General features: G+C 37.6%; 27 protein-coding genes. 15 read left to right on the plus strand and 12 right to left on the minus strand.

Annotation, left to right across the window (positions count from 1 at the left end; translation table 11 throughout):
* The first annotated feature begins 58 nt into the window (after window positions 1-58).
* The 4 genes from ACFO3O_RS00540 (at window position 59) to ACFO3O_RS00555 (ending at window position 2,526) form a co-directional block, all read left to right on the plus strand.
* The gene (locus ACFO3O_RS00540; protein ID WP_379976564.1) at window positions 59-691 is read left to right on the plus strand and encodes a hypothetical protein; all 633 of its coding nucleotides are present in this window, start codon (window positions 59-61) and stop codon (window positions 689-691) included.
* A 23-nt stretch (window positions 692-714) separates the two neighbouring features.
* The gene (locus ACFO3O_RS00545) at window positions 715-1,179 is read left to right on the plus strand and encodes a hypothetical protein (RefSeq protein WP_379976565.1); all 465 of its coding nucleotides are present in this window, start codon (window positions 715-717) and stop codon (window positions 1,177-1,179) included.
* A 131-nt stretch (window positions 1,180-1,310) separates the two neighbouring features.
* On the plus strand, window positions 1,311-1,826 hold the full coding sequence (locus ACFO3O_RS00550; RefSeq protein ID WP_379976566.1) for a hypothetical protein: 516 nt from the start codon (window positions 1,311-1,313) through the stop codon (window positions 1,824-1,826).
* 85 nt (window positions 1,827-1,911) lie between these two features.
* On the plus strand, window positions 1,912-2,526 hold the full coding sequence (locus tag ACFO3O_RS00555; RefSeq protein WP_379976567.1) for a hypothetical protein: 615 nt from the start codon (window positions 1,912-1,914) through the stop codon (window positions 2,524-2,526).
* 74 nt (window positions 2,527-2,600) lie between these two features.
* Here the strand turns inward: ACFO3O_RS00555 and ACFO3O_RS00560 are convergent, their stop codons facing one another.
* From ACFO3O_RS00560 to ACFO3O_RS00580, 5 genes are all read right to left on the minus strand, one after another.
* A complete protein-coding gene (locus ACFO3O_RS00560; protein WP_379976568.1) occupies window positions 2,601-3,911 on the minus strand; it encodes a dihydrolipoamide acetyltransferase family protein in 1,311 nt (436 codons plus the stop codon).
* Between the two features lie 89 nt (window positions 3,912-4,000).
* Entirely contained in the window at window positions 4,001-5,107 is a 1,107-nt protein-coding gene (locus tag ACFO3O_RS00565) for a glycosyltransferase family 2 protein (RefSeq protein WP_379976569.1), read from the minus strand.
* Window positions 5,108-5,153: 46 nt separating this feature from the next.
* On the minus strand, window positions 5,154-6,743 hold the full coding sequence (locus ACFO3O_RS00570; protein ID WP_379976571.1) for a hypothetical protein: 1,590 nt from the start codon (window positions 6,741-6,743) through the stop codon (window positions 5,154-5,156).
* A gap of 62 nt (window positions 6,744-6,805) precedes the next feature.
* Window positions 6,806-7,417: a recombination mediator RecR gene (gene recR, locus ACFO3O_RS00575; RefSeq protein WP_379976572.1), complete on the minus strand. Its 612-nt coding sequence runs from the start codon at window positions 7,415-7,417 to the stop codon at window positions 6,806-6,808.
* Between the two features lie 3 nt (window positions 7,418-7,420).
* A complete protein-coding gene (locus ACFO3O_RS00580; protein ID WP_379976573.1) occupies window positions 7,421-8,062 on the minus strand; it encodes a protein-L-isoaspartate(D-aspartate) O-methyltransferase in 642 nt (213 codons plus the stop codon).
* A gap of 118 nt (window positions 8,063-8,180) precedes the next feature.
* Here ACFO3O_RS00580 and ACFO3O_RS00585 point away from each other — a divergent pair, with 118 nt between their 5' ends.
* The 11 genes from ACFO3O_RS00585 to miaA all read left to right on the plus strand — a co-directional run bounded on the left by ACFO3O_RS00585 (window position 8,181) and on the right by miaA (window position 18,000).
* Window positions 8,181-9,140, plus strand: coding sequence for a Gfo/Idh/MocA family protein (locus tag ACFO3O_RS00585; protein ID WP_379976574.1), 960 nt, complete (start codon window positions 8,181-8,183; stop codon window positions 9,138-9,140).
* Window positions 9,141-9,146: 6 nt separating this feature from the next.
* Window positions 9,147-9,818: a hypothetical protein gene (locus tag ACFO3O_RS00590; protein ID WP_379976575.1), complete on the plus strand. Its 672-nt coding sequence runs from the start codon at window positions 9,147-9,149 to the stop codon at window positions 9,816-9,818.
* Window positions 9,819-9,972: 154 nt separating this feature from the next.
* Window positions 9,973-10,860, plus strand: coding sequence for a 3-hydroxybutyryl-CoA dehydrogenase (locus ACFO3O_RS00595; RefSeq protein ID WP_379976576.1), 888 nt, complete (start codon window positions 9,973-9,975; stop codon window positions 10,858-10,860).
* A gap of 13 nt (window positions 10,861-10,873) precedes the next feature.
* Window positions 10,874-11,380: a hypothetical protein gene (locus ACFO3O_RS00600; RefSeq protein WP_379976577.1), complete on the plus strand. Its 507-nt coding sequence runs from the start codon at window positions 10,874-10,876 to the stop codon at window positions 11,378-11,380.
* A complete protein-coding gene (locus tag ACFO3O_RS00605) occupies window positions 11,377-11,967 on the plus strand; it encodes a GrpB family protein (protein WP_379976579.1) in 591 nt (196 codons plus the stop codon). The genes ACFO3O_RS00600 and ACFO3O_RS00605 overlap by 4 nt, the downstream gene beginning before the upstream one ends.
* Window positions 11,967-12,443, plus strand: coding sequence for a YcxB family protein (locus ACFO3O_RS00610; protein WP_379976580.1), 477 nt, complete (start codon window positions 11,967-11,969; stop codon window positions 12,441-12,443). The genes ACFO3O_RS00605 and ACFO3O_RS00610 overlap by 1 nt, the downstream gene beginning before the upstream one ends.
* A 15-nt stretch (window positions 12,444-12,458) precedes the next feature.
* Complete coding sequence (locus tag ACFO3O_RS00615) at window positions 12,459-13,697, plus strand: DUF1015 domain-containing protein (RefSeq protein ID WP_379976581.1); 1,239 nt, start codon at window positions 12,459-12,461, stop codon at window positions 13,695-13,697.
* Window positions 13,698-13,720: 23 nt separating this feature from the next.
* Complete coding sequence (locus ACFO3O_RS00620) at window positions 13,721-14,377, plus strand: YggS family pyridoxal phosphate-dependent enzyme (protein WP_379976582.1); 657 nt, start codon at window positions 13,721-13,723, stop codon at window positions 14,375-14,377.
* A gap of 461 nt (window positions 14,378-14,838) precedes the next feature.
* Complete coding sequence (locus tag ACFO3O_RS00625) at window positions 14,839-16,218, plus strand: exonuclease domain-containing protein (RefSeq protein ID WP_379976583.1); 1,380 nt, start codon at window positions 14,839-14,841, stop codon at window positions 16,216-16,218.
* Between the two features lie 35 nt (window positions 16,219-16,253).
* Entirely contained in the window at window positions 16,254-17,099 is an 846-nt protein-coding gene (locus ACFO3O_RS00630; RefSeq protein ID WP_379976584.1) for an ion transporter, read from the plus strand.
* Window positions 17,092-18,000: a tRNA (adenosine(37)-N6)-dimethylallyltransferase MiaA gene (miaA, locus tag ACFO3O_RS00635; protein WP_379977226.1), complete on the plus strand. Its 909-nt coding sequence runs from the start codon at window positions 17,092-17,094 to the stop codon at window positions 17,998-18,000. Before ACFO3O_RS00630 ends, miaA begins: the two co-directional genes overlap by 8 nt.
* A 43-nt stretch (window positions 18,001-18,043) precedes the next feature.
* Here miaA and ACFO3O_RS00640 read toward each other — a convergent pair whose 3' ends face one another.
* The 7 genes from ACFO3O_RS00640 to recN form a co-directional block, all read right to left on the minus strand.
* Window positions 18,044-18,751 carry a response regulator transcription factor gene (locus ACFO3O_RS00640; protein WP_379976585.1) on the minus strand — a complete coding sequence of 236 codons (708 nt, stop codon included), beginning with the start codon at window positions 18,749-18,751 and terminating at the stop codon, window positions 18,044-18,046.
* A 2-nt stretch (window positions 18,752-18,753) separates the two neighbouring features.
* On the minus strand, window positions 18,754-20,289 hold the full coding sequence (locus ACFO3O_RS00645) for a sensor histidine kinase (RefSeq protein ID WP_379976586.1): 1,536 nt from the start codon (window positions 20,287-20,289) through the stop codon (window positions 18,754-18,756).
* 97 nt (window positions 20,290-20,386) lie between these two features.
* Window positions 20,387-20,980 carry a dephospho-CoA kinase gene (coaE, locus tag ACFO3O_RS00650; RefSeq protein WP_379976587.1) on the minus strand — a complete coding sequence of 198 codons (594 nt, stop codon included), beginning with the start codon at window positions 20,978-20,980 and terminating at the stop codon, window positions 20,387-20,389.
* A 151-nt stretch (window positions 20,981-21,131) separates the two neighbouring features.
* A complete protein-coding gene (locus tag ACFO3O_RS00655) occupies window positions 21,132-22,076 on the minus strand; it encodes a CdaR family protein (RefSeq protein WP_379976588.1) in 945 nt (314 codons plus the stop codon).
* A 15-nt stretch (window positions 22,077-22,091) separates the two neighbouring features.
* Window positions 22,092-23,096, minus strand: coding sequence for a glycosyltransferase family 2 protein (locus tag ACFO3O_RS00660; protein ID WP_379976589.1), 1,005 nt, complete (start codon window positions 23,094-23,096; stop codon window positions 22,092-22,094).
* Window positions 23,097-23,795: 699 nt separating this feature from the next.
* The gene (locus ACFO3O_RS00665) at window positions 23,796-24,617 is read right to left on the minus strand and encodes an enoyl-ACP reductase FabI (RefSeq protein WP_379976590.1); all 822 of its coding nucleotides are present in this window, start codon (window positions 24,615-24,617) and stop codon (window positions 23,796-23,798) included.
* Window positions 24,618-25,022: 405 nt separating this feature from the next.
* Entirely contained in the window at window positions 25,023-26,675 is a 1,653-nt protein-coding gene (gene recN, locus ACFO3O_RS00670) for a DNA repair protein RecN (RefSeq protein WP_379976591.1), read from the minus strand.
* Window positions 26,676-26,745 lie beyond the last annotated feature (70 nt).

The following is a 26,745-nucleotide window of genomic DNA, read 5'->3' on the forward strand; positions in this document are numbered from 1 at the left end:
ATAGTTTAAAAATGTAAGAATATGTATCTTGTGGCTTTATATGTGAAGTACATTTTTTATGAAGTTTATATTCCCTATCCTTTTTGTTTTAGCTACTTTCTTTATACCCACACAAACCCCTGCTGTCGAACTCATAGAAGATAAGCAACCCAAACGATGGACGTTGTACGCGCAAAACAATACAGACGTCGAACAAGAGGCTTTCCTAATGGTAAAAGGTGAAGGTTTTAGACGCAGTGCAGATCGCCCAATCATCAAAAAAATACCGCCTCATAGCAAAGTGGTCATGATTATTCTGATACCCTTAAAGGGCGCCACCCCAACCTACACCAAAGTATTTACGTTTGAAGAGCAATTACAAACCATCAAAAAACGAAAAGGCGCAGACCAAAAAGAACGTGTGCATCTGTTGCCCGTCAATCCTGACCAGTTCACCCTTTTTGTGGAGGATGACTGTGAGAAATGTACCTATCTTACAAAATATTTGGATCGAGAACGAATCAAACATCGGGCATTAGACATCAAAAAGAACAATGCGGTTTTTGATCTGATGTGGTCCCACTTGAAAGATTCGGTTTCTGGCTATGAAGTCATCAAGCTTCCCGTGATTATGCACAAAGAAACCATGTATTTTGATATTATCAACATGGAGCATTTTATCCAGAATTTTGACTGGGAGACGGTAAAGTGAGGATATGAACTATTTTTTGTGATTTGAAAAAGAAAAACCTATTAATATTTATACTATTGATTTCACTTTTTGGTTGTGAATCAAAAATTGATGGCTTTTTTTATATCTCAAACGGAAGTCGAGACCAATCAGAAATACTCTTGCGATTAATAATTGATAATGATACAATTTTCGAAAAAAATGTGAAATATTCAAATATTGCACCCGACCTACAATATATTGAGAATAGAAATCTGACTAAAGGGAAACACAAAATTATTTTTGAAGTAGTACATACAAACTTAAAACAAATTGAAAACTTGGTATTTGATAAGGACACATGGGTTTTCTTATCATACGAATACAAAAAACCAGCTGACTCTTTAAAAAGAGCCGAATTGAACAAGAGTTTTGGAGGAGTTAAAGACTCGACAAATTTAATCTTATATGACGGACAAAAGCCAAGTCTAACATTTCACGTAATGGAAAATGAACCAAAACATCAATAAAGAATGGCACAAAAAAAATATAATTAATTGTTTGTTCATGATTTATAAAACTCTGCTGAAATTTCCTATCTATGATTTGTTTCCTAAATATAGGTACTTAAAGCACCTAACCAATCTTATAAAAGACTAAAATGAAAACAGCAAACTACCTCACAGTCCTTCTACTCCTAAGCTTTTGCTATATGACACAAACCACTTTCGCGCAAAGCGAAGAACAAAAAGCACTTGCCAAATTGTCCTTTATGATTGGCGATTGGAAGGGAACAGGAACGCTATATCCTAAAGAGCAAAACAAACCCTACGAGGTGCTCTCCAAAGTTCGCTATGACTTAGACGGCGAACTGCTGGTGTTAAAACACCGATCCATTCAAGATGGCAAACCCATATTAAGCCTACATACCCTCATTTATTACAATGCAGAAGAAAAACAATATTACTATTATGCTTTCAGACGTACGGGGGTTCGACCTTTTACAGGGCAAATCGTAGACGGGAAACTCATTTGTATGCTAGGGGATGACTATCGCCTTATTTTCCAACGGACTCCAGAAGGACTGTTTAATGAGTATGGAGAAAAACGCGTGGATGGTGTTTGGACAAAAACCTTTGAAGATCTTACATACCCCACCTCAGAAATTCCTTTTTAAGTTATTTTTTGTTATTTTTTGTTCGCTTTCGCGAAAGCGTATAATACCTTACTTTTACAGTATAAACACATTAATCCTACATAACATGTTTAAAAAGCTACCACTCCTTCTATTAGTCCTTGTTACTTTTATCTCAAAAGCGCAGGACAGACCCATTAAAATTATTGATGAACAAAAAGCAAACCGACTACTATTGTATGCGGTAAACGAAAATGAAAAAGACCTTGATGTCATGATTACCGTGACAGGCACTGGTTTTAGGCAAAGCAAAGCAAAACCAAGACTCACACGGATTCCTGCCACTTCTAAAGTCAATATTAAGAGTTTGATTATTGAACGCGGCAAAACTCCTAAGTATACGTATGAGATTGTGGTGAATGATAGCCTTTCAAAAAGAGCCTTAAAAAGACCTTTTGAGCTCGTGAAAATCGAAGCCAAACGTCCCATCCTTATTTATCTCACAGATTCTTGTACAAGCTGTGATAGCCTCATTGCTAGTCTGGAAGAAAGCATCTATCTTTTTAAAACAGAAGCGCTAAGTGAGCAACCTAAGATGCAGGAATACCTAGAAAAGACGTTCAAAAACTCTACGACTCCATTAGCGACACTCACAACTCCTATTGTTAATTTAGGCGGAAAGATTTTTGTAGATATAGAAACCTATGAGCAACTCATGGAGAAATTGAAGGAGATGGAGTAACACAAAATAATATGTACTAAAAAAGCCTCATTTCTAATTGAAATGAGGCTTTTTGTATGGTATAGGTATATATTTTAAATCTCTGTATTTACATCCCATGCTTCTAGATACTCCGCAACACGTTTTACAAACTGTCCTCCTAAGGCACCATTTACGACACGGTGATCATAGGAGTGTGATAAGAACATCTTCATACGGATTCCGATAAAGTCGCCGTCAGGAGTTTCGATCACCGCAGGTACTTTACGTATCGCTCCCAGCGCAAGAATCGCTACTTGCGGCTGATTGATAATTGGAGTTCCCATGATGCTTCCAAACGTACCTACGTTGGTAACAGTATATGTTCCGCCTTGTGTATCGTCTGGTTTTAATTTTCCACCACGAGAACGACTGGCTAGATCATTGACCGCTTTGGTCATTCCTACTAGATTCAACTGATCTGCATTTTTGATCACTGGAACAATGAGGTTACCATCAGGAAGTGCTGCAGCCATTCCCAAGTTGATATTTTTACGTTTGATAATACGATCTCCATCTACTGAAATATTGATCATTGGGAAATCACGGATCGCTTTGGCAACTGCCTCCATAAAAATGGGTGTAAACGTCAATTTCTCCCCTTCTCTTTTTTCAAAACTATCTTTTACTTTCTTACGCCAGTTCCAGATATTGGTTACATCGGCTTCTATAAATGACTGCACGTGTGCACTGGTTTGTACAGATGCTACCATATGATGTGCGATAAGTTTCCCCATACGCGACATTTCTATAATCTCATCTTCTCCATTCACACTCACAGGACTTGCTGTTGCTTTTGCCGCAGGAACTACTGTTTTTTGTGGTGCTACCGTTGCAGGCGCTTGTTTTTGAGTTCCGCGTGATTCAATATATGCAAGCATATCATTTTTAGTCACACGCCCATCTTTTCCAGTACCAGCAATTCCATCCAATTCCGCTTGTGAAATGCCTTCCTCTTTTGCCATATTCTTCACTAATGGCGAATAAAAACGATCCTCTGAGCTCACGACAGGAGTAGCCACGCTATCTTTTGCAGCAGTAACTGTTTTTTCAACAGCAGCTACGGCTGGTGCAACAGTTGGGGTTTCAACAGCTGCGGCTGGAGCTGCATCAGCTACCGCATCACCTTCTGTTTCTATAATCGCGATGGTTTGTCCCACTTGGACAACATCATCTATTTCAAAAAGTTTTTCGACAAGAACACCATCTACTTCGCTTGGGACTTCACTATCCACCTTATCGGTAGCGATTTCTAGTACCGCTTCATCTGCTTCAATAGTATCCCCTACTTCTTTAAGCCATGAGGTTAATGTTGCTTCTGCAACACTCTCTCCCATTTTTGGTAGTTTAACTTCAAATCTTGCCATTTTCTTATTTAAAAGGTGTTTTTGTTATTGTTTGTGCAAAAATACTATTTTTAACGAATTTATTTTGTCAAATTCATAATATTCTTACTTTAAAATTGAAGCACTTCTCCCCTTCCTTCCTTACTATTACTTCCAATTGCAAAGGTAGTATTTTTAGGAATAAGCTTATACGTAAACGCTTTATCTGTATAATCTGAGATCAATTGAATACAACCTGTGTATGATAAGTAGGTTACATCCAGAAAAACTTCGGTGCCTTCTTTTAGCAATTCTATACGTTGTACTTTTTGAACCTCTGTTTGTAACGCCTCAGAAAGGTGTTGGCCTAGGATGTCATTTTCTGTGATGATAGCATAGGCTATTGGAGGTGTTTGTTGACTCTCTTGTATACGCTTTCGCGAAAGCGTAGCCAGCCACAACCCCAACCTCACCAAAAGGGCTTCTAAAGGATTACTATTAAAGTGCTTTTGATAAAAAATACGCATCGCCCCATAAAATCGTTTGCGGTAAGTCGCATCTTTGGCGGTGCTTTCGCCTTTATAATGAAGGACCGTGGTCTCACCGAAATAATAGTTCTGATATCCCGCTTTTGCAATCGTATAGGAAAGATCAATGTCCTCGCCGTACATAAAATACTGCTCATCAAAACCACCCACTTCCTGGTAAACACTTCGTTTTAAAAATAGAAAAGCCCCCACAAGAACTGTGACAGGCCCGACAGCTGTCTGACTAAGATGATCTACATAATACGAAGTGCCGCTCCCAAATATCTTTTGAAAGGCCACTTTAGGTGTGGGTAAATTACGCTTACTTTCCGGTAGAAATCGCCCAGTCCCATCGATGAGTCGTGTACCCACAGCCCCCATTTTTGGAGTCATGTTTGCAAAGGCTAAGAGCTTTGTAAAGGTCTCTTCTGTCACACAGGTATCGGGATTGAGAATACACACATAGTCCCCTTTTGCAATCGCTACGCCTTGATTATTGGCGGCAGAAAAACCGACATTATCTGTATTATCAATCAGAATAACCTCTGGAAATAGCATCTTCACCATCTCACAACTATCATCGGCAGACGCATTGTCTACCACAATAATTTCTGCATCAATCATCGTCGTTGCTGCTTGCACACTATGTAAGCAAAGCTCCAAAAAGTGACGTACGTTATAATTTACAATGACGACAGAAAGTTGTTTCAAGTACCTTATATATTAGTTAATTTTTTAATGAGGATTCAATGATGTTTTACATATTACAATTTCCATTTTGCATATCATTTATTGATGGGTTAAATGCATTAGCAGACACTTCATAAATAGCTTGAAATTCATTAGAAAAGACATTACTCACAGTGCAAAAATCAGCTAAAAGATGGTTGTTAATTATTTTATACAGAGAACTTACCTCTTGTAAATTATTTAATCCTTCCAGTGTAAGTAGATTAAAATTGCTTATTATTTCTAGCTCATTTAAGCTAGAAATTCCACTAAGCCCTTCTAAGGATATCAAATTTTCATTATCCTTTATTCTTAAAACATCAATTTGCGAGAGATTTGCCAAAGGTGCTAATGAAGTAAGACTTTGATTATCACGTATGCCTAAAGTTTTTACAATCCCCATATTTTGTAACCCATTTAGACTTTCAAGATTTGGATTCACACTTATAAAAACTGAAGAGTTATTATCTGTAACTAAATTAGACAAACCTTCTATTGAAACTAAATTACTATTATTAAGAATATCTAATCTACTGGTTATTGATGATAAATTTCCAAAATCATTAATGTCAAGTAAAATATCATTACTTGATATAATTATCCTATCAGCTATATTAATATTTTGAAAGCCACTTAAAGAACTTAATACAGGATTATATGAAACTGTAATTCCATAAACTTCTTCTATACTTTCAAATCCTACAATTTCAGTTAAACTGTCATTATTCGCTATATTAATACCTGAAGTATTTGTAAGATTCTGTAAACCTTCCGTAGTGATTAGCCCATTACATCTAACAAAACTAATAGACGAAGCAGTATGAAGGTTTTGCAGTCCATCTAAAGAGCTTAAACTATTATTGTCATTGATACCAAGCGAAGAAATTTCTTCTAAATTACTTAATCCCAAGAGGGACTCTATATTATAATTATTACTCAGAGTGAGTATACCAATTTCAGTTAAGTTATTAAGCCCTTCTAGAGAAACCAATGATTGATTACCAAAAACGACCAAATTAGTAAATGGTGCATTAACTAACCCTTCTAGACCTTTCAAATCCTGTAAGTTATCATTAACACCAACCTGTATAAGAGTTTTATCCTCTAAGTAAATATTTTGAAGAGGTAAAATTGAAGTTATATTATCATTACCAATTATGGATATTATATCGCCAACTGAATTAATTCCTTCCAAACCATCTAATGAAAGCAAGCTAGAACCATGTATAGTTAAATCCCCTCCTATTTCTATAATATTGTGTAAACCAAAAAGATTTTCTATTTCTAAACCTAAACTATCAATTTTTAATTCCCCAGAAATAGTCGTTAAATTACTAAGAGGTGAAAGATCAATAATATCAAAATTTGCTGGTAAATTTTCGAATCCAATAAAAAGATCTCCACTAATTGAAGTATAACACAAATTTCCAAACTCCTCTATTTCTTGTTGAGTTTCTAAAATAACATTGCCTACAAATACTCCTCCATTACAGGACGTATCTTCTTCCTCATCTGTCTGATCCATGATTTCTACCAAATCTATTTCATCATTAGATTGATTATCAGTTGAGCAAGAAAAGAAGAATAGTGTCGCTAAAAATAAAATAAAATACTTCATATAAAAAAAAGGTATAACTAAGTATATCAAAAATCAATAAAAAAAATCAAACAGCAATGCTTTTACAAAGAGTTTTCAAACGGAATACGGTGTAAGATACTACGTCCTAGCGTAACCTCATCTGCATATTCTAATTCATCCCCTACAGAAATCCCACGTGCAATGGTAGAGGTCTGTACGTTATATGTTTCTACTTGTTTATAGATATAAAAATTGGTGGTATCACCTTCCATGGTGGAACTTAGCGCAAAGATGACTTCTTTTACCTCGCCTTCTTTTACTTTTTCTACGAGCGAATAGATATTCAGTTCCTGTGGCCCTATACCATCTAGCGGACTAATCTTACCGCCTAATACGTGATATAATCCTTTATACTGGCTGGTGCTTTCTATCGCCATGACGTCTCTTACATCTTCTACGACACACACTAAAGAGGCATCACGATTTGGATTTGCACAAATCTCACATAATTCTACATCAGAAATGTTATGGCATTTCTCACAGAACTTAATGGTATCTCTCATCGTAAGCAATGCTTCTGCGAGGTGATGTGTTTGTGTTTCTGGTTGTCTTAATAAATGCAATACGAGCCTCAACGCTGTACGCTTTCCTATGCCAGGCAATTGTGACATTTCATACACGGCATTTTCCAGAAGTTTTGAAGAGAATTCCATAACCTAGTTCTTATCTTCTAGCAAAGGTACAAATCGAAACTCTCCAAACTCTTTTTTCTCAAATTTAGTCGCTTCTACGCGAACATATAGCGTCATAATCTGCGGATCATCGCCTACAGGAATCACAAGTCTTCCACCTACTTTCAGCTGACTCAATAACGGTTTAGGCACATAGGGGGCTCCGGCGGTTACGATGATACTATCATAGGGAGCATATTCAGGTAGCCCTTTATACCCATCGCCAAAACTTAAAAATTTGGGTCGGTAGCCAAGTTTAGATAAGAAAAGTTTTGTCTTCTTGTAAAGTTCTTGTTGACGTTCTATCGAGTAGACTTTCGCGCCAAGCTCACATAAAACAGCCGTTTGATAGCCACTTCCCGTACCAATTTCCAATACCTGATCTCCTCGTTTTATCTCTAACAATTCCGTCTGAAAGGCGACTGTATAAGGTTGCGAGATCGTTTGATCTGCTGCAATGGGGAAGGCCTTGTCTTGATACGCATGATCTACAAAACTACTATCCATAAAAAAATGACGTGGTATGTTACCAATAGCCTTAAGAACCGCAGTATTGGCGATCCCCTTTTTCTTGACGATTTCGACGAGTTGTCTTCGTTTTCCTTGATGGCGCGTTGTATCCTTCATTGGCATAAAAATACAGCTTTCAGAAAAATCTACAACAGATTCCTGCACATCTTTTTTCTCTTTGAGATTCTTAAATATAATCCCCTAAATACCTTATTTTTGTATAAAAATCAACCCTATGCTTAAAGCTGGAGTATTAGGTGCAGGACACCTTGGCAAAATACACTTACGCCTGTTACAACAATCTGAAAATTATGAGCTTATTGGCTTTTACGACGCTTCTCCAGAAGTTCGCAAAGCCATTGCTAACCAATTTGGGTACACCCCATTTGATACCATGGAAGCACTCATTGATGCCTGTGATATGGTAGATGTTGTCACTCCGACAACCTTTCACTACGAGTGTGCAAAAAAAGTCATTACGGCTGGAAAGCATCTCTTTATAGAAAAACCAATCACAAATACCGTCGAGGAAGCTGAAGAATTATTAGCCCTTGCCGCAAAACATAAAGTATTAGGTCAAGTAGGTCATGTAGAGCGTTTCAACCCGGCATTTATGGCAGTGAATGATTCGATTCAAAAACCGATGTTTATTGAGGCGCACCGTCTCGCCGAGTTTAATCCTAGAGGGACGGATGTTCCTGTAGTGTTGGATTTGATGATCCATGATATTGATGCGATTTTAAGTGTAGTACAAAGTCCCGTAAAGAATGTATCGGCAAGTGGCGTTTCTGTAATCAGTGAAACGCCAGATATTGCCAATGCTCGTATCGAGTTTGAAAATGGTTGTGTCGCCAACCTTACGGCAAGCCGTATCTCTCTTAAAAACATGCGTAAAGCGCGGTTTTTTCAGAAAGACGCCTACATTTCTGTGGATTTCTTAGAGAAAAAAGTCGAAGTAGTAAAAATGAAAGATGCACCTGAGAATCCTGATGATTTTGCGATGATTCTTCAAAATGCAGAAGGTATTAAAAAGCAAATCTATTTTGACAACCCAGACGTCCCCGCTAATAATGCGATTCTTGATGAGTTGGACGCTTTCGCGAAAGCCATAAAAAACAACACCACACCTATTGTTTCACTTGAAGCTGGTACCGAAGCGTTGCGTGTCGCTAAAATGGTCATTGCTAATTTTTAGAAGATAATGATGTTAAAACAACTATGTACACTCGTCATTTTTATAGGAACAATACTGACTGCCAACGCACAACAGAAAGCAGAAAAAGTAGAAGTTGTTGATATGGTTAAAGATTTGATCCTCATGAAAAAGGTAGAATCTAATATCAAACAAGTATGGTGGATTCCTAGTGAGTATTGGAGATTTGCACTCGCTGACTCTCCTGATATTGGAGAAGATATCATCCTTGATATTGAAAACCAATTAAAAGGATACTCACTTTTTTCTGTCGTAAATTCTGATATAAGTCCGTTTAGTGGTTTTAAAAGAAGAGATGCGGTCATTAGTATCATCGATAAGAATGAAATTTTAGCACCTTTGTCTGAAGAAGAGACGCCAGATGACATTAAAGAGTTAATCAATCTTTTTCGCCCAACGCTTGCAAACATGGTAGGACAGTTGGGAGAACAAATGATTTTTTATGTTTTTAGAAATGATCTTGAAGATGGCACTACAGCTATTTCTCCTTATAATAAAGGAAAGCTTTTAGTTAAAGTAAATGATACCGATTTCATCTATCGTTTGCCGTTACAGTCTATGGTAGAAAAGAAAATCTGCCCAGAAGATCAAGAACAACTGAATGGAAATTGGGAGTATTGCCCTTGGCATGGAACCGAATTGATATATAAAAATAATTAATAAAACAGGTTTTGCTTTCGCGAAAGCATATAAGAAAATAAATAAGATTTCTGACTCAATAGAAGTTGAGCGAAAATAACAAATAACACCATGAGATTTCCGCCCGAGTCTATCCTGAGCGATAGCCGAAGGACAGAAATGAAAAGAAGATAATATGAAAAACATAGCCGTTATTGGTGCAGGAACCATGGGAAATGGGATTGCACACACCTTTGCACAAAGTGGATACAAAGTACAACTGATTGATATTTCTCAAGCATCGCTTGATAGAGGAATGGCAACGATCACCAAAAATTTGGATCGTCAGGTTGCTAAAGAGCGCATCACTGAAGATCAAAAGCAAGAAACCCTTGCTAATATTACAACGTTCACAGATCTAAGTGAAGGGGTGGAATATGCGGGGCTTGTGGTGGAGGCAGCCACAGAAAATGTAGATCTCAAACTTAAAATATTTAGAGATTTAGATGAAGCGACTGGAGACGACACCATTCTTGCTACTAATACTTCATCAATATCGATTACGCAAATTGCAGCGGTCACCAATCGCCCTGAATTGGTGATTGGGATGCACTTTATGAACCCAGTGCCGATTATGAAATTGGTGGAGATCATCCGTGGGTATACTACAAGTGATGCCGTGACAGAAACGATTATGGAGCTTTCTAAAAGTTTAGGAAAAGTACCTGTAGAGGTCAATGACTACCCAGGTTTTGTGGCAAATCGTATTTTAATGCCGATGATCAATGAAGCTATTGAGACGTTATATAATGGTGTGGCAGGGGTTTATGAAATTGATACGGTGATGAAACTCGGAATGGCACATCCAATGGGACCTTTACAGCTCGCTGATTTTATAGGACTAGATGTATGTCTTTCTATTCTTGAAGTAATGCATGATGGGTTTAAAAATCCAAAATACGCCCCCTGCCCATTGTTAGTCAATATGGTGCGTGCTGGGAAATTAGGCGTCAAGTCTGGAGAAGGTTTTTATGATTATTCAGAAAGTCGCAAAGCAGAGAACGTAGCGAAGATGTTTGCATAAATTTTTAGGAATCATGAATTTTAAAGCTAACAGCCTATATACGGTACTTGTAGTTACTATGACCCTTTTCTTTTTTTCTTGCAAAGACGAAAAGCAACCTGATAAAACTGGCAATACAAAAGAAGTACAGGCAAACAAAGAAGCACTTACAGAAACTGCCGCTGATTCTTCTGAAAATTACATGGCTATAGTATATAGAAATACACTTAATACTATAACAGATATTAACGTAACGATAAAAAAGAAAGGTACTTTTGTGTATTATCAGGCTCCTTTGTCCAAGCCAACATCTGGAGAAATACCAAAAACGACAACACTCTCAGGTACTTGGACAAAAAGGGATCATTGGATCGTATTAACGTTTAATGATAAAGACGTAAAAGCAAATACGATCTTTATTCCAAGCACGAGTCAAGAAGACCATTTTAAAATTATTGATGATACTACTGTAGAAATAGACGGTAATCAAAAAGAAATTGCTATACTAGGAATACCCTGTATCAAATCAATCATTCGGTGAAAAAAAGTGTATATGATTTAACTAAAGAAGATTGGAATACGCTCTTTCCGATAGCCCTTGTTGACCATCATCCTGAGTGGAAGACAATTTACAAACAAGAAAAAAAACGTATTGTAGATCGTATTGGCAAAGCGATTATCTTACGAATAGAGCACTTTGGGAGTACGGCTATTCCTGCTATCAAAGCGAAACCATACATAGATATTATTATCGAGGTTTCCCATCATCATCTTTTTGATGAACAGCTTATCAAAAACGTTGAAGCCTTAGGCTATTCGTATTTCAAAGTACCCGAAAGAGAGGGTATTGATGCTTATATGTCTTTTGGAAAAGGTTATACTCTGGAAGGAGAAAAAGAACAAATTTTTCATATCCACATGTGTACAAAAGACAATTATATGTGGAGGCAAGTCGAGTTTAGAGATTATTTGAATAATCATCTGGCAAGAGCTAAAGCCTATGAAGCACTGAAAATAGCTGCTGCATCAAAATTTAAGAATGACAGAGGGAGTTATGTGCTTTCTAAAACCGACTTTATCAATGATACCTTAGCGATGATTGACAAAGAGAAAAAATCCACCAAGTAATGCAACAGATCACAACCCACCCATATCGTCTAGAGCAAAAGAGATATTTCAATTTGCTGGTGACCTTATTTTTTAAAACGAAATGGTATATGGTGGTATTGATGGCAAGCCTCCTTATTTTTTACATTCCAAAATTCTCTGAGAATGCTTTTGCCAGTTTTGCTGTTATTTTTGGACTTCTGTATATCCCGTTAAGTATTTTTCGAATCTATAGATGGGTTTATGCAAAAAATAATGCTAGTTATTTTATTGAAAGTGTATTAACAGTAGACACTTCCTTTTTATACTTCAAAGACATTGCAGATAACGAAACAAAAATAAGTGTTGCTAGCTTTGTAAAAATGTCACAAACCGAGCATGAATACCTTTTGTATGTATCTCAAAATAATTTTAGTTATATTCCGAAGTCTGCGTTTAAAACAGATGAAGACCGTGCTTTTTTTGAGCAGGTGATCACAGAGAATATTGTCTCTTAAATACGAAGCAAGTATATGCCAAAAATCATCCCATTTCGTGCGGTACGCCCTACCAGAGACAAAGTTAGTCTCGTAGCAGCTAGGTCGTATGAGTCCTACTCAAAAAAAGGACGTAAATTCAGAATGGACAGAAATCCGTATTCGTTTTTACATATCGTAAATCCTGGATATAAGTACCAAAAAGAAATCACTGGTAAAAAAACATTTACACTGGTGCGTAATCGCTATCAGGAGTTCAAAGAAGATAACATATTTATACAAGACGAGCAGCCTTCCTTTTACATTTACAAAATCATAGACCGAGATGATCGCGTCTTTTGCGGACTCATCGGAGGGGCTAGTATTTTTGACTATGAAGATAATCGTATCAAAAAGCACGAAGACACCCTAGAAGATAGAGAAGAGTTATTCAAAGAATATTTAGATACTGTAGGATTTAATGCAGAAGCTGTGCTTCTCACCTATCCAGATAATGATGCCATTACCGCCATTATCAATAAAGTGATAGAAGAACGTGCTGAATACGAGTTTACATCTACAACGCGAGATACACATTACCTCTGGGTACTCAATGATCCAAAGAGTGTTGCCACCATTCAAGAAGCCTTTGCTCAGATGCCACAATTGTATATTGCAGATGGACACCATCGTTCCTCATCCTCGTATTTATTGGCAAAAGAGCATCAAAAAAATGACCCAGCGTATCACGAAGAGGCAACCTACAATTACTTTATGAGTTATTTTATTCCTGAATCTCACGTACAGATTTATGAGTTTAACAGGCTCGTCAAAGACCTTAACGGATTATCTAAAGAGGAGTTTTTGATTTCTTTAGACACCTATTTCAGAATAGAAAACAGAGGAGTTACCACCTATAAACCCAGTAAAAAACATCATTTTTCTATGTATTTAGATGGTGAATTTTACTCGCTCTATTTACGTAAGAGTAATTATAACTTTGAAAATACCTTAGAGGCATTGGATACTCAGATTTTATATAAAACCATTCTCGAACCTATTTTAGGAATCTCAGATCTACGTAATGATGATCGCATCGCCTATGCTGGTGGAAAAAAAGACATGATGTACGTGAAAAATGTGATTGACAAAGGAGAGTATGCTGTTGGCTTTGGGATGGTTCCACTTACGATGGATGAAATTAAAACCATTGCAGATGATGGTTTTACCATGCCTCCTAAAAGCACCTACATCGAGCCTAAATTACGAAGTGGGATTACCATTTATGAGTTTTAAAGCCCTATTGAAACACCACCACCATGAGCATTAAAGAAAATATTATACAATTCAAGAAAAGCATTCCAGCGTCGGTAACCCTTGTGGCAGTCTCTAAAACCAAACCTATTTCCGCACTTCAAGAAGCCTATGATTGCGGACAACGCGTTTTTGGTGAAAATAAAATCCAAGAAATGTCCGAAAAATGGGAGCAACTTCCTAAAGATATTCAATGGCATATGATAGGTCATGTACAGACTAATAAGGTGAAGTATATGATTCCGTACGTGAGTCTTATTCACAGTGCCGACCGACTTAAATTGTTCAAGGAAATCAATAAACAAGCGTCAGGAGTTGACCGTACTGTAGATGTATTATTACAGGTGAAAATTGCACAAGAAGACTCCAAATACGGAATGCCAATCCCTGAAGCGACTGAACTACTCAAAGGTTCTCAGCTTGACGCCTATCCCAATGTGCGCGTTGTTGGGTTGATGGGTATGGCCTCGTTTACAGATGACATGAATCAAGTAGATGCAGAGTTTAAGACCTTAGAAAGTTTGTTTATACGCTTTCGCGAAAGCAAAAACCTCACCATCCTCTCCATGGGAATGAGTGGTGACTATGAACTCGCTATTGAAAATGGGAGCACCATGATACGTATAGGAAGTGCTATTTTTGGTGAACGAAATTATAATTGAACCATGGAGCATGGTGGTTTATGTGGATGAATGGTATATTTTAAAAACCATTCATACACATATTTCCGTAAAATATTACAAGACTATGAACTCGCTATTGAAAATGGGAGCACCATGATACGTATAGGAAGTGCTATTTTTGGTGAACGAAATTATAATTGAACCATGGAGCATGGTGGTTTATGTGGATGAATGGTATATTTTTAAAACCATTCATACACATATTTCCGTAAAATATTACAAGATTATGAACTCGCTATTGAAAATGGGAGCACCATGATACGTATAGGAAGTGCTATTTTTGGCGAACGAAATTATTCATAGAATTAACAGTCGTATTGACCAAATACACAAAATAGTAGTATCTTATACTCTTTTACATAGAACACCATCTCACGCAAGAGATGTTTGATTATTAATATTAAAACGATGGAAAATTCCCTTATTTCTGGGAATTAACAATGTACGCGATTTTAGACATAGAGACGACAGGAGGTAAATACAATGAAGAGGGTATTACCGAGATTGCCATATATCGATTTGATGGACATAAAGTAGTAGACCAATTTATAAGCCTCGTAAATCCTGAGCGCCCTATACAGGCTTTTGTAGTCAATCTTACTGGAATCAACAACCAGATGTTACGCACCGCTCCTAAGTTTTACGAAGTTGCAAAGCGCATTATAGAAATCACCGAAGACTGTATTATTGTTGCTCATAACGCACAATTTGACTACCGTATCCTCAGTTTAGAATTTGATAGACTTGGATACCCTTATGAGCGAAAAACACTCTGTACGGTAGCCTTATCTCAAGATTTATTACCAGGGCATAAAAGCTATAGTTTAGGAAAACTTACAAGAGCACTAGGTATTCCTATGACCGATAGACATAGAGCGAGTGGCGATGCCATCGCTACCGTTAAGCTTTTTAAAATGCTACTTGCCAAAGACACGGAGAAAAAAATAATCCAAGAATCTATACGGGCTTTTCCTCGTAAAAACATGGACAAAAAACTCAAGGACATCATAGAAGAAGTCCCCTCTGTGTGTGGTGTGTATTATATGCATAATGTAAATGGTACCATTATCTACATTGGAAAAAGTAAAAATATAAAAAAACGACTTACTCAACATTTTACAAGCGATAATCGCAAGAGCAAAAAGATTCAAGAAGATGTGGTGGCTGTCTCCTATGAAGAAACAGGAAGCGAACTCATTGCCTTACTCAAAGAAAATGAGGAAATTAAACGCAACAAGCCTATTTTTAACAGAGCCTTACGAAGAACAAAATTTAAAATCCAGCTTACCCATTTTATGGATGAAGATGGGTACATCAATTTTAAAACAGAAAAAGCAGATGATCGTAAAAAAAGCATTACTACCTACAGCTCTATAGCTTCTGCAAAAGCACATTTAGACCGTATTACAGAAATTTATACCCTTTGTCAAAATAAAACAGGCCTCACAAATTCCAAAGGAAACTGTTTTGGGTACACTATAAAAAAATGTGAAGGCGCTTGTATGAATCAAGAATCACCCGAGTTATATAACCAAAGGGCGCAAAACTTTATTAATACCTACAGTTATGAAAATAAAAGCATGCTCGTGGTTGACAAAGGTCGCGAGGTCGATGAGCGCTCTGTTGTTTTAATAGAAGATGGCATCTTCCAGGGGATTGGTTTTTATAATCTAAACTTCCAATTAAATAATATAGACATCTTAAAATCAATTATTACAAAAATGGATAATAACAGAGATGCACAACATATTATACAAAGTTACTTACGTACTAAAAAATCATATAAAGTCATTCCGTTGTCTACCATTATGAATCCCTAAGGATTTAGTACTTTTATATTTTTAAAATACACTATTTGGAAACGCAACAAAGAAAAAGCTGGAAGCGCAAAATGCATGAAATTATCTATGAGGCAGATACGCCACATGGAAAGCTCTTTGATGTGATTCTCTTGGTTTTGATTCTGGCTAGTATTGTGCTTGTCATGCTAGAAAGTGTAAGTACTCTAGATGCAAAATACCACGATATATTTTATGCGGGAGAGTGGATCATTACCCTCTTTTTTACCTTTGAATATTTTGCACGCATCGTTAGCGTAAACAAACCAAGAAAATATATTTTTAGTTTTTACGGGATTATTGATTTCCTATCTACCATCCCATTGTATTTATCCTTCTTTATAGTGGGTTCACATGCCTTACTTACCGTTAGAGCCTTGCGTTTATTACGTATTTTTAGAATTTTAAAAGTAACGCGTTATATAGGAGAATCTAATAAACTTACCAAAGCTCTTGTAGATAGTAAAACCAAAATAAGTGTCTTCTTATTTACAGTACTCATTATTTGCATCATTTCCGGAACTGCTATGTATCTCGTAGAAGGAGAAGAAAGTGGATTTAGAAATATTCCTGTGAGTATTTATTGGTGTATTGTTACTCTTACCACCGTAGGCTATGGAGATATCGCGCCCATTACTCCTTTAGGGCAGTTTCTTGCCTCTATCATCATGATTATGGGGTATGGCATTATAGCAGTACCCACGGGTATAGTAAGTGCCGAGTACACGAAGAGTGCTTTAAAAGATACACCTGATAAACGTATACACACCAATACACAGTCTTGTTCAAATTGCAATCATAGTACGCATGATGATGATGCTAACTTTTGTGATAACTGTGGCTACCCTTTACATGATGACTAAGTATCTCTTTGCTGTTGTAGGTCCTACGGCCATAGGGAAAACAGCGCTGTCCATAAAAATTGCACAACACTTCCAAACAGAAATTATCTCTGCAGACTCACGTCAGTTTTATAAAGAAATGAGCGTTGGCACGGCCGTTCCTGATCCTGATGAACTTGCTGCAGCGACACACCACTGTATTCAACATATTTCTATAGAAGATACCTATAGCGTAGGACACTTTGAAAGAGAAGCAATCCAACTCATAGAAACACTACATCTAGAGCATCCGTATATCACCCTTGTTGGCGGCTCAGGAATGTATGTAGATGCTGTGATAAAGGGCTTAGATTATTTTCCTGATGTGACGCCAGGCGTCAGAGAAAAGCTGAATACGTTATTTACCTCCAAGGGAATCGAAGCTTTACAAGGGCTTCTTAAAGAAAAAGATCCTGTCTATTATGAGCGCGTTGATATCCAAAATCATCAACGGGTGACACGGGCCTTGGAAGTATGCCTTTCTTCTGGAAAACCTTTCTCTTCTTTTTTAGATAAACCCAAACCAAAACGCCCTTTTGAAACCATTAAGATCGGACTTTCTGCCGATCGGGAAATCATTTATGACCGTATCAACAAGCGTGTAGATATAATGATCGAACATGGACTTGTGGAAGAGGTTCAGGGTTTGCTTTCGCGAAAGCGGTTAAACGCCTTACAAACTGTGGGATACAGAGAACTTTTTGACTATTTTGAAGGAACTGTCTCTCTCGAACAAGCTATTGAAAATATAAAAACCAATACGCGTAGATTTGCCAAAAGGCAATTAACATGGTACCGAAAAGATACTTCCATCACTTGGTTTGATTACCAAACCCCCTTTGAAGAAATCGCTGAATTTTTGCACAAAAAAACGTCCTGCTAACCGCAGGACGTTTTTTTCTTTCTTCACTAATACCGTTGTACATTTACATGGTCTTCACAACCAATCTAAATCCTTCTCCGTGGATATTTAAAATTTCTACAGTATCGTCTTTTTTGAGATATTTACGGAGTTTTGCGATGTATACATCCATACTACGGGATGTAAAATAGTTGTCATCTCTCCATATTTTTGTAAGTGCCAATTCACGAGGCATGAGATCATTCTCGTGTAAAGCCAACATACGTAATAATTCGTTTTCTTTTGGCGAAAGCTTGATAGGCTCTTCTTGTTTATATGTTAAAAAACGAAGTTTTGAATTCAGATGAAAATTTCCAATTACAAATTCAAATTGCTTACTATCTGCGACAGAGTCTACACTCTTACGTTGGATAATCGCTTTGATTTTCATTAAGAGTACTTCACTATCAAAAGGTTTATTGAGATAGTCGTCGGCCCCTACTTTGTATCCTTTTAATACATCTTCTTTAAGCGCTTTTGCGGTTAAGAAAATGATAGGTACATCGGCATTTTTCTCACGAATTTCTTTGGCTAGGGTGAAGCCATCTTTGTAAGGCATCATGACGTCTAGTATACAAAGGTCAAAATCGTCTTTTTTAAATTTTTCGAAGCCCTCCATCCCATTTTTGGCATGAGTGACATCATAATCGTTCATAGATAGATAATCCTTTAAGACTGTTCCAAAATTTGGATCATCTTCTACGAGTAAAATCTTTTTGTTTTCAGTTTCCATAATTATGATATTAGTGGTAATTTAATGATGAATGTGCTTCCTTTTCCTTTCTCACTTTCCACAAAGATTTCTCCTTGATGGTCTTCTACAATTTGTTTGGCATAGGCTAGGCCTAAACCGTGTCCTTTGACATTGTGAATATTTCCTGAATGTTCCCTATAAAATTTTTCAAAAACTTTGCGTTGTGCTGCCTTAGACATCCCATCGCCTTGATCTTGAATTTTTACAAAAATAAAGTTCTTTACATTTTCTGTATAGACATCTATTTTAGGTGGTCCAGAAGAATACTTCACAGCATTCTCTAACATATTAACGATCACATTGGTAAAATGTGATTCATTTGCCAATATGGATGATTTTTGAGCATCCAAATGCATTGTTATTGATCCGTTACGATCTTCTACAATGAGTGCCACATGCTGCACTGCATCTTCTATAATATCGTGCAACTTATATCTTTCTTTACGGATATCAAGTTCATTTTTCTCTAATTTTGAGATTCGTAACACGTTTTCTACTTGTGCATGCATTCGTTTGTTCTCTTCACGAATCATCTTGTGATAATAAGCAACCTTTTCAGGATCACCAGATATCTTAGGGTTTTTAACCGAATCTAATGCTAGGTTAATTGTAGCAATAGGGGTTTTAAACTCATGCGTCATATTATTAATAAAGTCGGTCTTTATCTGCGAGATTTGACGTTGTTTATTTAATTGATGCAATGCACTTGAATACGCAACAACAATAATTAATGTAAATATGACTGATAATGCAATCATCCCTATAATAGAAGAGATGACTATTTTTTTCTCTCCAGGAAATTCGGCGTACAAATAATAATCCGTTTTCCCATTCTCGTCCACAAAAATCGGCGCTTGGTAAAATTGTGAGGAACCTTCAAATTCAAAGTTTTCTGAACGGACTTTGGTTAAAAGGTCATTATCAAAAATTCCAAATTCAAAATCTGTTTCTAAATCTCTCTCTACTAGCTCCAAAGTCATCACCCGTTGGATTTCCTCTACAGAAACGCGTTTGTGTATGGGTGTTTTCTCTAATACATCTGTAATTAGATTTTGATAACTCATTCTACTAAAATCATCAATTTTAGAAAATTCCTGAATTTTATCTCCTGTAGAGACGGTTCCATCTATCGAATTCCCCCTACTTATAATCTGTCTTGAACTCAGGTTAAAATAGCGCTTATACGTTGTGCTATCCATATCTCGGTCAAAAGCAGGCGCAGATAATTTAAAATCCTGTTGTAATATTCCGTTTCTGTATAGAAAGAGATCCTTGGTAATAGGGTCTTCATTTATTAAAAAATATTCATCAAAGGTAAGATCATCAGGGATTCCGATACTGTCAATTAATTTATCAACTGTATAAAAATATTCTTCAAACTCCCTTTCTTGTATTTTTTCGGCTACTTTGATAACAGCCCTTTTTGCACTAAAAGAAAATTGTTCTCTTTTAGCACGTACACTGTCCAAAATCCAATACCCTTGTACGAATATGATCCCTATCAATGATAGGCTCATAAGGGTAATTAATGCATAAAACAGTTTTTTGTTCACCACTCAAAAGTAATATTTTAACATATAGCCGGCTTTCCCTTTAACCAAATGTTAACAGCTTTTACCAATTACGGCTAATTCTATGTAGTAAGTGATTATGAATACGCAATACGTTTTCTTTCGTTTGGTCAAGAAACGTGTTTTCTATCGAGACATCTGACAGGGCCATTTTTTTAGCATCACTCCATTGTGCCTTGATGCGATTTTGAATCTCTTCTTCCGAGATTTTATCTCGCTTTTTAATTCTTTCAATACGTAGTTTTAAGGGAGCTCTCACTAAAATGATAAAATCACATAGCTTGTATCCTCCATTTTCAAACAGAATGGCTGCCTCCTTTATCACATAAGGACTCTTTTGTTGCTCATACCAATTTTTAAAATGTATGGCAACTCTGGGATGTATAATCGCATTTATACCCTCCAAGAGGGATGTGTCTTTAAAAACCTTATCGGCTATATACTTTCTATCGGGGACATTCTTAACATAAGCTTTCTCACCTAATAATTGGATAATTTCAACACGTATACTTGGAGAATTTTCCATCAGTTTTTTTGCTTCAACATCGGCAATGTATACAGGAACCCCAAGCTTTTTAAAAAAGTTGGCTACCGTTGTTTTTCCACTTCCAATTCCCCCAGTTAGGCCTACAATCATTCTATAAATAAATTAAAATCTAAGTACATAGTACTATTTACTTAGTTAGCGCTTTCAATTTCTAAAATTAATGATAAAATTAGATTTTGTTTAACTTTTTTATAAAATATTAAGTCATTTAGGGGTAAAAAAAATAAATGATTAAACAAAACTAGTGAACAACGATGTACTTAATCTGTTTAGTGGCCAGACGAATATTCTTCACTTCTGTAGGTGACTTCTTAATATCTAGTGCGATAAAATCATCCTGTTCATTGTGTTTATTAAAATCGCATACCACTTCAAAATCACTTGAGGTAATCGACTCGTATACATCAATAGGAACCGTAAAGTAAATATCTACGGTTTTGGGAAATATTTTTACATCCGTATCATTGGCATTGATTAGTTTAACGGGAATACTAAATGCCCCCTCGGTAAACTTAACAACCTCTTGAGAATACCCAATATCATATAAAGAGACTTTAACCTCTTTATGAAGTGGTAACGAATCTATGGTTAATTGTAATTCAATGTTTTGAGAGATTTCGGTAAGGTCTTTAGGCGTTGTTGTGACAGCTGTAATACTATCTATATATGCCTTAGGCCCTACAACGCGAACCGTTGATGGATTTAATACGCCAGCTCCTTTGGGACCATAGCCTTTTTTAAACTGTGTCGTAAGTGCTGTGATGACAGGAACTTCCTTACTCGCTAAAGAATCTATTTGTATCGTAATTTGCTTAGGACTTATAGCAGTCACTTCTAAGACTCCCGAGATTGCATTGGAAATCATTAATGGATGCCCTTCTGGAATATACTGATACTGCTTAGTTGTTGTTTTTTCTAATTGATTAAAAGGAATCGGTAATTGAAAATCTGAAAATTGATTGGCGACCAATGCAAATCCAGAAAGTCGAGTGGACACTTCCAACACCGCTGGCTCTATCCTAGTCACTACCTTATCCATTGGAGTGTCTATGACGGTAACAGGTAATGTGTATATTTTGGTATACTCCTTTGACAATTTACTGAGAATTGCCAAAATTGTAGTAAGTAAGAGAAAAAACAAAAACTCTCTCACATGCGATCGTCTGAGTGTTATTTTTTTAAACATTGACATACGCTTAAATTACTTAAAAAATAAATGAGGAAATCGTTGCTGAGGTTTCTTTCCAAACCATCGTATGGCCGCAGTAGATTTTAAAAAACCAATGCCGTATCCATAAAATTGTATTACCGTTGCAATCACAGCCATCACGCCTATAGAAATACTTTTGGTGGTAATGGTTGCATGCATGCCTATCAACAAAAAATAACCTATCACCATATACAAGAACACATACCAGCCTAGCATAGCCATGAGTAAACTAAACAACACCCCTATCAAAAATACGGTAGGAAACCAATAGGTAACTTTTGCTGAACCTGGATGCCAGACATTCAAAATAGGGCGTACCATCCCAAATTTATTCACTTGTGTATAAAATTTTGACCAAGAGATACGTCGTTTATGATACACATACGCATCAGAAAGTAATCGTGTTTTAAATCCTTTTTTCCATAATCGTAAGACCAAATCGGGATCTTCGCCAGGGTGAATTTTTCCAAAACCTCCTGTCTCTTCAAACGCTTTTTTGGACAGTCCCATATTAAAACTCCGCGGCTGAAACGCATTCACTTGCTTCTTCCCTCCTCGGATACCCCCTGTTGTTAAAAAAGACGTCATACTATAATTAATGGCTTTCTGCAAGGTAGAAAAGGAAGCATGTGCCGCATCGGGTCCTCCAAAACAATCTACATAATCAGCCTGCAAAGCTTTATCCATCAGACGTACATATTCGGGTGGTAAAATGCAATCGGAATCCAAAATAATAAAGTAATTCCCTGCGGCTCTTGCCATTCCATAATTTCGAGAAGCTCCAGGGCCAGAATTTGGTTTAGATAGATATGTAATCTGCAACCGATCTGTGTATGCTGCAATCACCGTATCACTTGGTAACGACGACCCATCCTCTATGATCACAATCTCAAAAGGAAGCGTTGTGTGCTGTGCTACAAAACTATCCAACAACTCCTTGATCTCATCCGGACGGTTGTACACAGGAATAATAAATGAATACGATAGGTCTTGCATAGCGCAAAGATACGCAATCCCTAAAAGCCCCCAAGGCCCCCTAACCCCCAAAGGGAAAAAAGCCCCCTAACCCCCAAAGGGGGAATAAAAATATAAACTCAAAAAGCAGTACAAAACAAAAGGGGAAATAATTCCTTCTCCCTCTGGGAGAAGGTTAGCGCCTGTGTTGAACTTGTTTCAGTAATGAGGGAAATAAGGAGGGGGTTCTATCATGGGACCTACAATATATAAACAAGCTCCCTTCCGTCTATTTTTTCGTACCTCAAAATAGCCACCTTCTACTTCGGCAGGCTCAGCACAGGCCTGCTGAGGGAAGGAGCTATGATTGTGGTTTTATTCATGTAAGTAGTAAACAATAGGAGTTAATCCTTCGGGGGTTAGGGGGAACAAAAAATAGAGTAGTACTCTATTTTAGAACACTACTCTATTTTTGCTTAACAGTTTCTTATTTAGTAACAGGGGAATAAGGAGGATGTTCTATCATATGACTTACAATCTACAAACAAGCTCCCTTCCGTCTATTTTTTCGTACCTCAAAATAGCCACCTTCCCTCAGCGAGGGAAGGAACTATGATTGTAGTTTCATTCATGTAAGAGGTAAACAATAAGAGTTCCCCTTTAAAAGTATGAGTAAGCGTTCCCCTTTGGGGCTAGGGGATTAATTCCCCCTTCGGGGGCTAGGGGGCTTTCTAGGGGGCTTTATTCCTGATCTCTTACAAAAGCATCCATCACCTCGTTACTCACGCCAGTGTTACTGAATCCTCCATCATTGTAAAGGTTTTGCATGGTCACACGTTTGGTCAAGTCTGAAAATAAGGTCACCGTATAATTGGCACAATCGTCTGCAGTGGCATTTCCAAGCGGACTCATTTTTTCCGCGAAAGCGATAAAACCATCAAATCCTTTCACACCCTGTCCCGCTGTGGTTGGCGTAGGAGATTGTGAAATGGTATTGACACGTACGTTTTTCTCTTTTCCAAAATGGTATCCAAAACTACGCGCTATCGACTCTAAAAAGGCCTTATTATCTGCCATATCATTGTAATCTGGGAATACGCGTTGTGCCGCCATATAGGTCAAACCAACAATACTTCCCCATTCGTTCATGGCATCTTTTTTATACAAGGTCTGCATGGTTTTATGAAAAGAAACGGCACTCACATCCCATCCTTTTTCAGTCCATGCATAATTTTGATCCGTGTAGTGACGTCCTTTACGAACGTTGACAGACATTCCGATAGAGTGTAATACAAAATCGATTTTTCCGCCTAAAATTTCTTGTGCTTTATCTACTAGGTTTTCAAGGTCTTCAATAGACGTCGCATCGGCAGGGATGATTTCAGAACCTGTTTTTTCAGCTAGGTTATTTAATGTTCCCATACGCATCGCAATCGGTGCATTGGTCAATACAAACGTGCCACCCTCTTCGTGCACACGTTCTGCTGTTTTCCATGCAATTGAGTTTTCGTCTAATGCGCCAAAAATGATTCCTTTTTTTCCTTTCAGTAAATTATACCCCATGTCTAAATATCGGTTAAAAGTTGATTTCGTTTTGAACAACAAATATCGGCGTTTATTTTTTAATATGCGCGTCGGTTATTAGAGAATCTTATAAGATATAAAACACAAGACCTGTAGTTTTTGCAAACTACAGGTCTTCCAACTTGAATCATTTTATTTGTTTGAGAATGATTAAAACACTCACTATTTTAATCTCTCTAGGAATTTTTAGAATCTACCCGTGGTATTCAAAATCCCCATTTTGACACGCTCTAGATGACCCTTCCAAATCATATAGGCACAAAAATACATTCCTTTATAGAATAGAGATACACGGCTTGTACCTGACCCAAAAAACAGGTGTTTTTACCTGGTTTTTGTGTTGTTCATCGACCAAAGGCACTAAGTTGAAACCAAAAGTGATTTTTAATTCAATAAATTCCGTGCGTGTTCTAAGGCAGCACTCGTCTGACTGTTGCCGCCTAGCATGGCAGCAATTTCCACGATACGGTCGTCTGTAGAGAGACGGACGATCTTGGTTTTGGTTTTTTCGGCTTCGTCGGTTTTGAATACTTTAAAATGCGAAGCTCCTTGCCCTGCAATTTGTGGTAAATGGGTGATGCTTATGAGTTGCATGGTGTTGCCCATTTCTTTGAGAATAGCGCCCATTTTGACAGCCACTTCCCCACTCACTCCGGTATCAATTTCATCAAAAATCAGGGTTGGTAGTTTTTTATGTCGACTCAATACCGCTTTGATGGCGAGCATGACTCGGGAAAGTTCTCCTCCGGAAGCCCCTTTACCTAACGGTTTTGCGTCCATCCCTTTATTGGCTGAAAACAAAAATTCCAAGCCGTCCTGTCCGTTGGGTGCAAGCTCTTTCAAGCTTGTGACTGTGATCGGCAAGTGGGCATTAGGCATCCCTAATTCCACCAATATTTTTTCGATAGAGGCTTTTAATTTGGGAATGGCTTTCGCACGTTTTTCGTGTAATTGGACAGCGATTTTTTGAGCTTCCGCTTTCGCGAAAGCGATCTCTTTCTCCATTTTTGCAATCTGCTCATCGACGTTTTGTACCTCGTAGAGTTCGTTATCCAAGCGCTCCCGAATTGCAATCAATTCTGAAACCGAATCCACTTGGTGTTTTTTCATCAGATTGTAGAGCACCTGAATGCGCGTATTGGTTTTTTCGAGGGTCAGTGGGTCTGCATCGACGTTGCTCGCTAGATCAGAAAGTTCCTCGGTCAGATCGTCTACCTCGATAAATACGCTGTGAATTCTGTTATACAACGCCTCATACTCCGTTCCAAATCCACTAATGCGAGACAATGCCGACCGTGCTTCCGACAGCTGATCCATAATGCCTAACTCGTCTTGTGCTAACTTTTGCTGTGCCGTTGCGAGATTTTCCTGAATTTCTTCCGCGTGACTGAGGGTTTTGAGTTCGGTTTCGAGTTGCTCAAATTCGCCTTCTATCAGTTTGGCTTCGTCTAGCTCTGTAAATAAAAAAGACTGGTAATCAAACTCTAATTGGGCACGTTGTTTCTTTTCTTGAATCTGCTGGAGTTGCACCAACTTCTCTTTCCACAGCGTGTACTGCTCGCTGTATTTTTCTTTGAGCGCTAACGCATTGGCAAAGGTATCCAAGACTTCAAACTGATACGCATTATCGAGTACATCTAGGGTTTTATGCTGACTATGAATATCGACCAATCGCTCTCCGAGCGCAGCGAGTTGCGCTAACGTGACCGGTGTATCATTGATAAACGCCCGACTTTTCCCCGACGGCAAAATCTCCCGACGGATGATCGTTGCATCTTCATAATCCAGATCCTGCTTCTTAAAAAACGACTGCAACTGATACCCCGACACTTCAAAAATGCCTTCTATGATGCATTTGGCGGTCATATCTCCCGCACTCGAGCTATCCGCCCGTTTGCCTGTGATGAGTCCTAGCGCACCGAGAAGAATGGATTTTCCCGCTCCTGTTTCTCCTGTAATCACGGTAAAGCCTTCATTGAGCTGAAGCTGCGCTTCTTCGATGAGGGCATAGTTTTTTATAGATAAGGATGTGAGCACTTGCGTTGGTACGTTTTAAATGAACTGTGTAAAGATAGGAGAGTTTTTTTAGATTTCAAACGAAAAAATG

This window comes from Dokdonia ponticola (genome assembly GCF_042653865.1).
GTDB classification, from domain to species: Bacteria; Bacteroidota; Bacteroidia; order Flavobacteriales; family Flavobacteriaceae; genus Dokdonia; species Dokdonia ponticola.

What these genes read in the sequence shown, in the direction of transcription:
- recR (WP_379976572.1), bottom strand. Translation starts at nt 7,417, where the DNA reads ATGGAATTCTCTTCAAAACTTCTGGAAAATGCCGTGTATGAAATGTCA.
- ACFO3O_RS00620 (WP_379976582.1), top strand. Translation starts at nt 13,721, where the DNA reads ATGAGCATTAAAGAAAATATTATACAATTCAAGAAAAGCATTCCAGCG.
- miaA (WP_379977226.1), top strand. Translation starts at nt 17,092, where the DNA reads ATGACTAAGTATCTCTTTGCTGTTGTAGGTCCTACGGCCATAGGGAAA.
- ACFO3O_RS00615 (WP_379976581.1), top strand. Translation starts at nt 12,459, where the DNA reads ATGCCAAAAATCATCCCATTTCGTGCGGTACGCCCTACCAGAGACAAA.
- ACFO3O_RS00550 (WP_379976566.1), top strand. Translation starts at nt 1,311, where the DNA reads ATGAAAACAGCAAACTACCTCACAGTCCTTCTACTCCTAAGCTTTTGC.
- ACFO3O_RS00585 (WP_379976574.1), top strand. Translation starts at nt 8,181, where the DNA reads ATGCTTAAAGCTGGAGTATTAGGTGCAGGACACCTTGGCAAAATACAC.
- ACFO3O_RS00570 (WP_379976571.1), bottom strand. Translation starts at nt 6,743, where the DNA reads ATGAAGTATTTTATTTTATTTTTAGCGACACTATTCTTCTTTTCTTGC.
- ACFO3O_RS00655 (WP_379976588.1), bottom strand. Translation starts at nt 22,076, where the DNA reads ATGTTTAAAAAAATAACACTCAGACGATCGCATGTGAGAGAGTTTTTG.
- coaE (WP_379976587.1), bottom strand. Translation starts at nt 20,980, where the DNA reads ATGATTGTAGGCCTAACTGGGGGAATTGGAAGTGGAAAAACAACGGTA.
- ACFO3O_RS00580 (WP_379976573.1), bottom strand. Translation starts at nt 8,062, where the DNA reads ATGAAGGATACAACGCGCCATCAAGGAAAACGAAGACAACTCGTCGAA.
- ACFO3O_RS00660 (WP_379976589.1), bottom strand. Translation starts at nt 23,096, where the DNA reads ATGCAAGACCTATCGTATTCATTTATTATTCCTGTGTACAACCGTCCG.
- ACFO3O_RS00645 (WP_379976586.1), bottom strand. Translation starts at nt 20,289, where the DNA reads ATGAGCCTATCATTGATAGGGATCATATTCGTACAAGGGTATTGGATT.
- ACFO3O_RS00560 (WP_379976568.1), bottom strand. Translation starts at nt 3,911, where the DNA reads ATGGCAAGATTTGAAGTTAAACTACCAAAAATGGGAGAGAGTGTTGCA.
- ACFO3O_RS00625 (WP_379976583.1), top strand. Translation starts at nt 14,839, where the DNA reads ATGTACGCGATTTTAGACATAGAGACGACAGGAGGTAAATACAATGAA.
- ACFO3O_RS00555 (WP_379976567.1), top strand. Translation starts at nt 1,912, where the DNA reads ATGTTTAAAAAGCTACCACTCCTTCTATTAGTCCTTGTTACTTTTATC.
- ACFO3O_RS00640 (WP_379976585.1), bottom strand. Translation starts at nt 18,751, where the DNA reads ATGGAAACTGAAAACAAAAAGATTTTACTCGTAGAAGATGATCCAAAT.
- ACFO3O_RS00595 (WP_379976576.1), top strand. Translation starts at nt 9,973, where the DNA reads ATGAAAAACATAGCCGTTATTGGTGCAGGAACCATGGGAAATGGGATT.
- ACFO3O_RS00600 (WP_379976577.1), top strand. Translation starts at nt 10,874, where the DNA reads ATGAATTTTAAAGCTAACAGCCTATATACGGTACTTGTAGTTACTATG.
- ACFO3O_RS00610 (WP_379976580.1), top strand. Translation starts at nt 11,967, where the DNA reads ATGCAACAGATCACAACCCACCCATATCGTCTAGAGCAAAAGAGATAT.
- ACFO3O_RS00665 (WP_379976590.1), bottom strand. Translation starts at nt 24,617, where the DNA reads ATGGGGTATAATTTACTGAAAGGAAAAAAAGGAATCATTTTTGGCGCA.
- ACFO3O_RS00540 (WP_379976564.1), top strand. Translation starts at nt 59, where the DNA reads ATGAAGTTTATATTCCCTATCCTTTTTGTTTTAGCTACTTTCTTTATA.
- ACFO3O_RS00590 (WP_379976575.1), top strand. Translation starts at nt 9,147, where the DNA reads ATGATGTTAAAACAACTATGTACACTCGTCATTTTTATAGGAACAATA.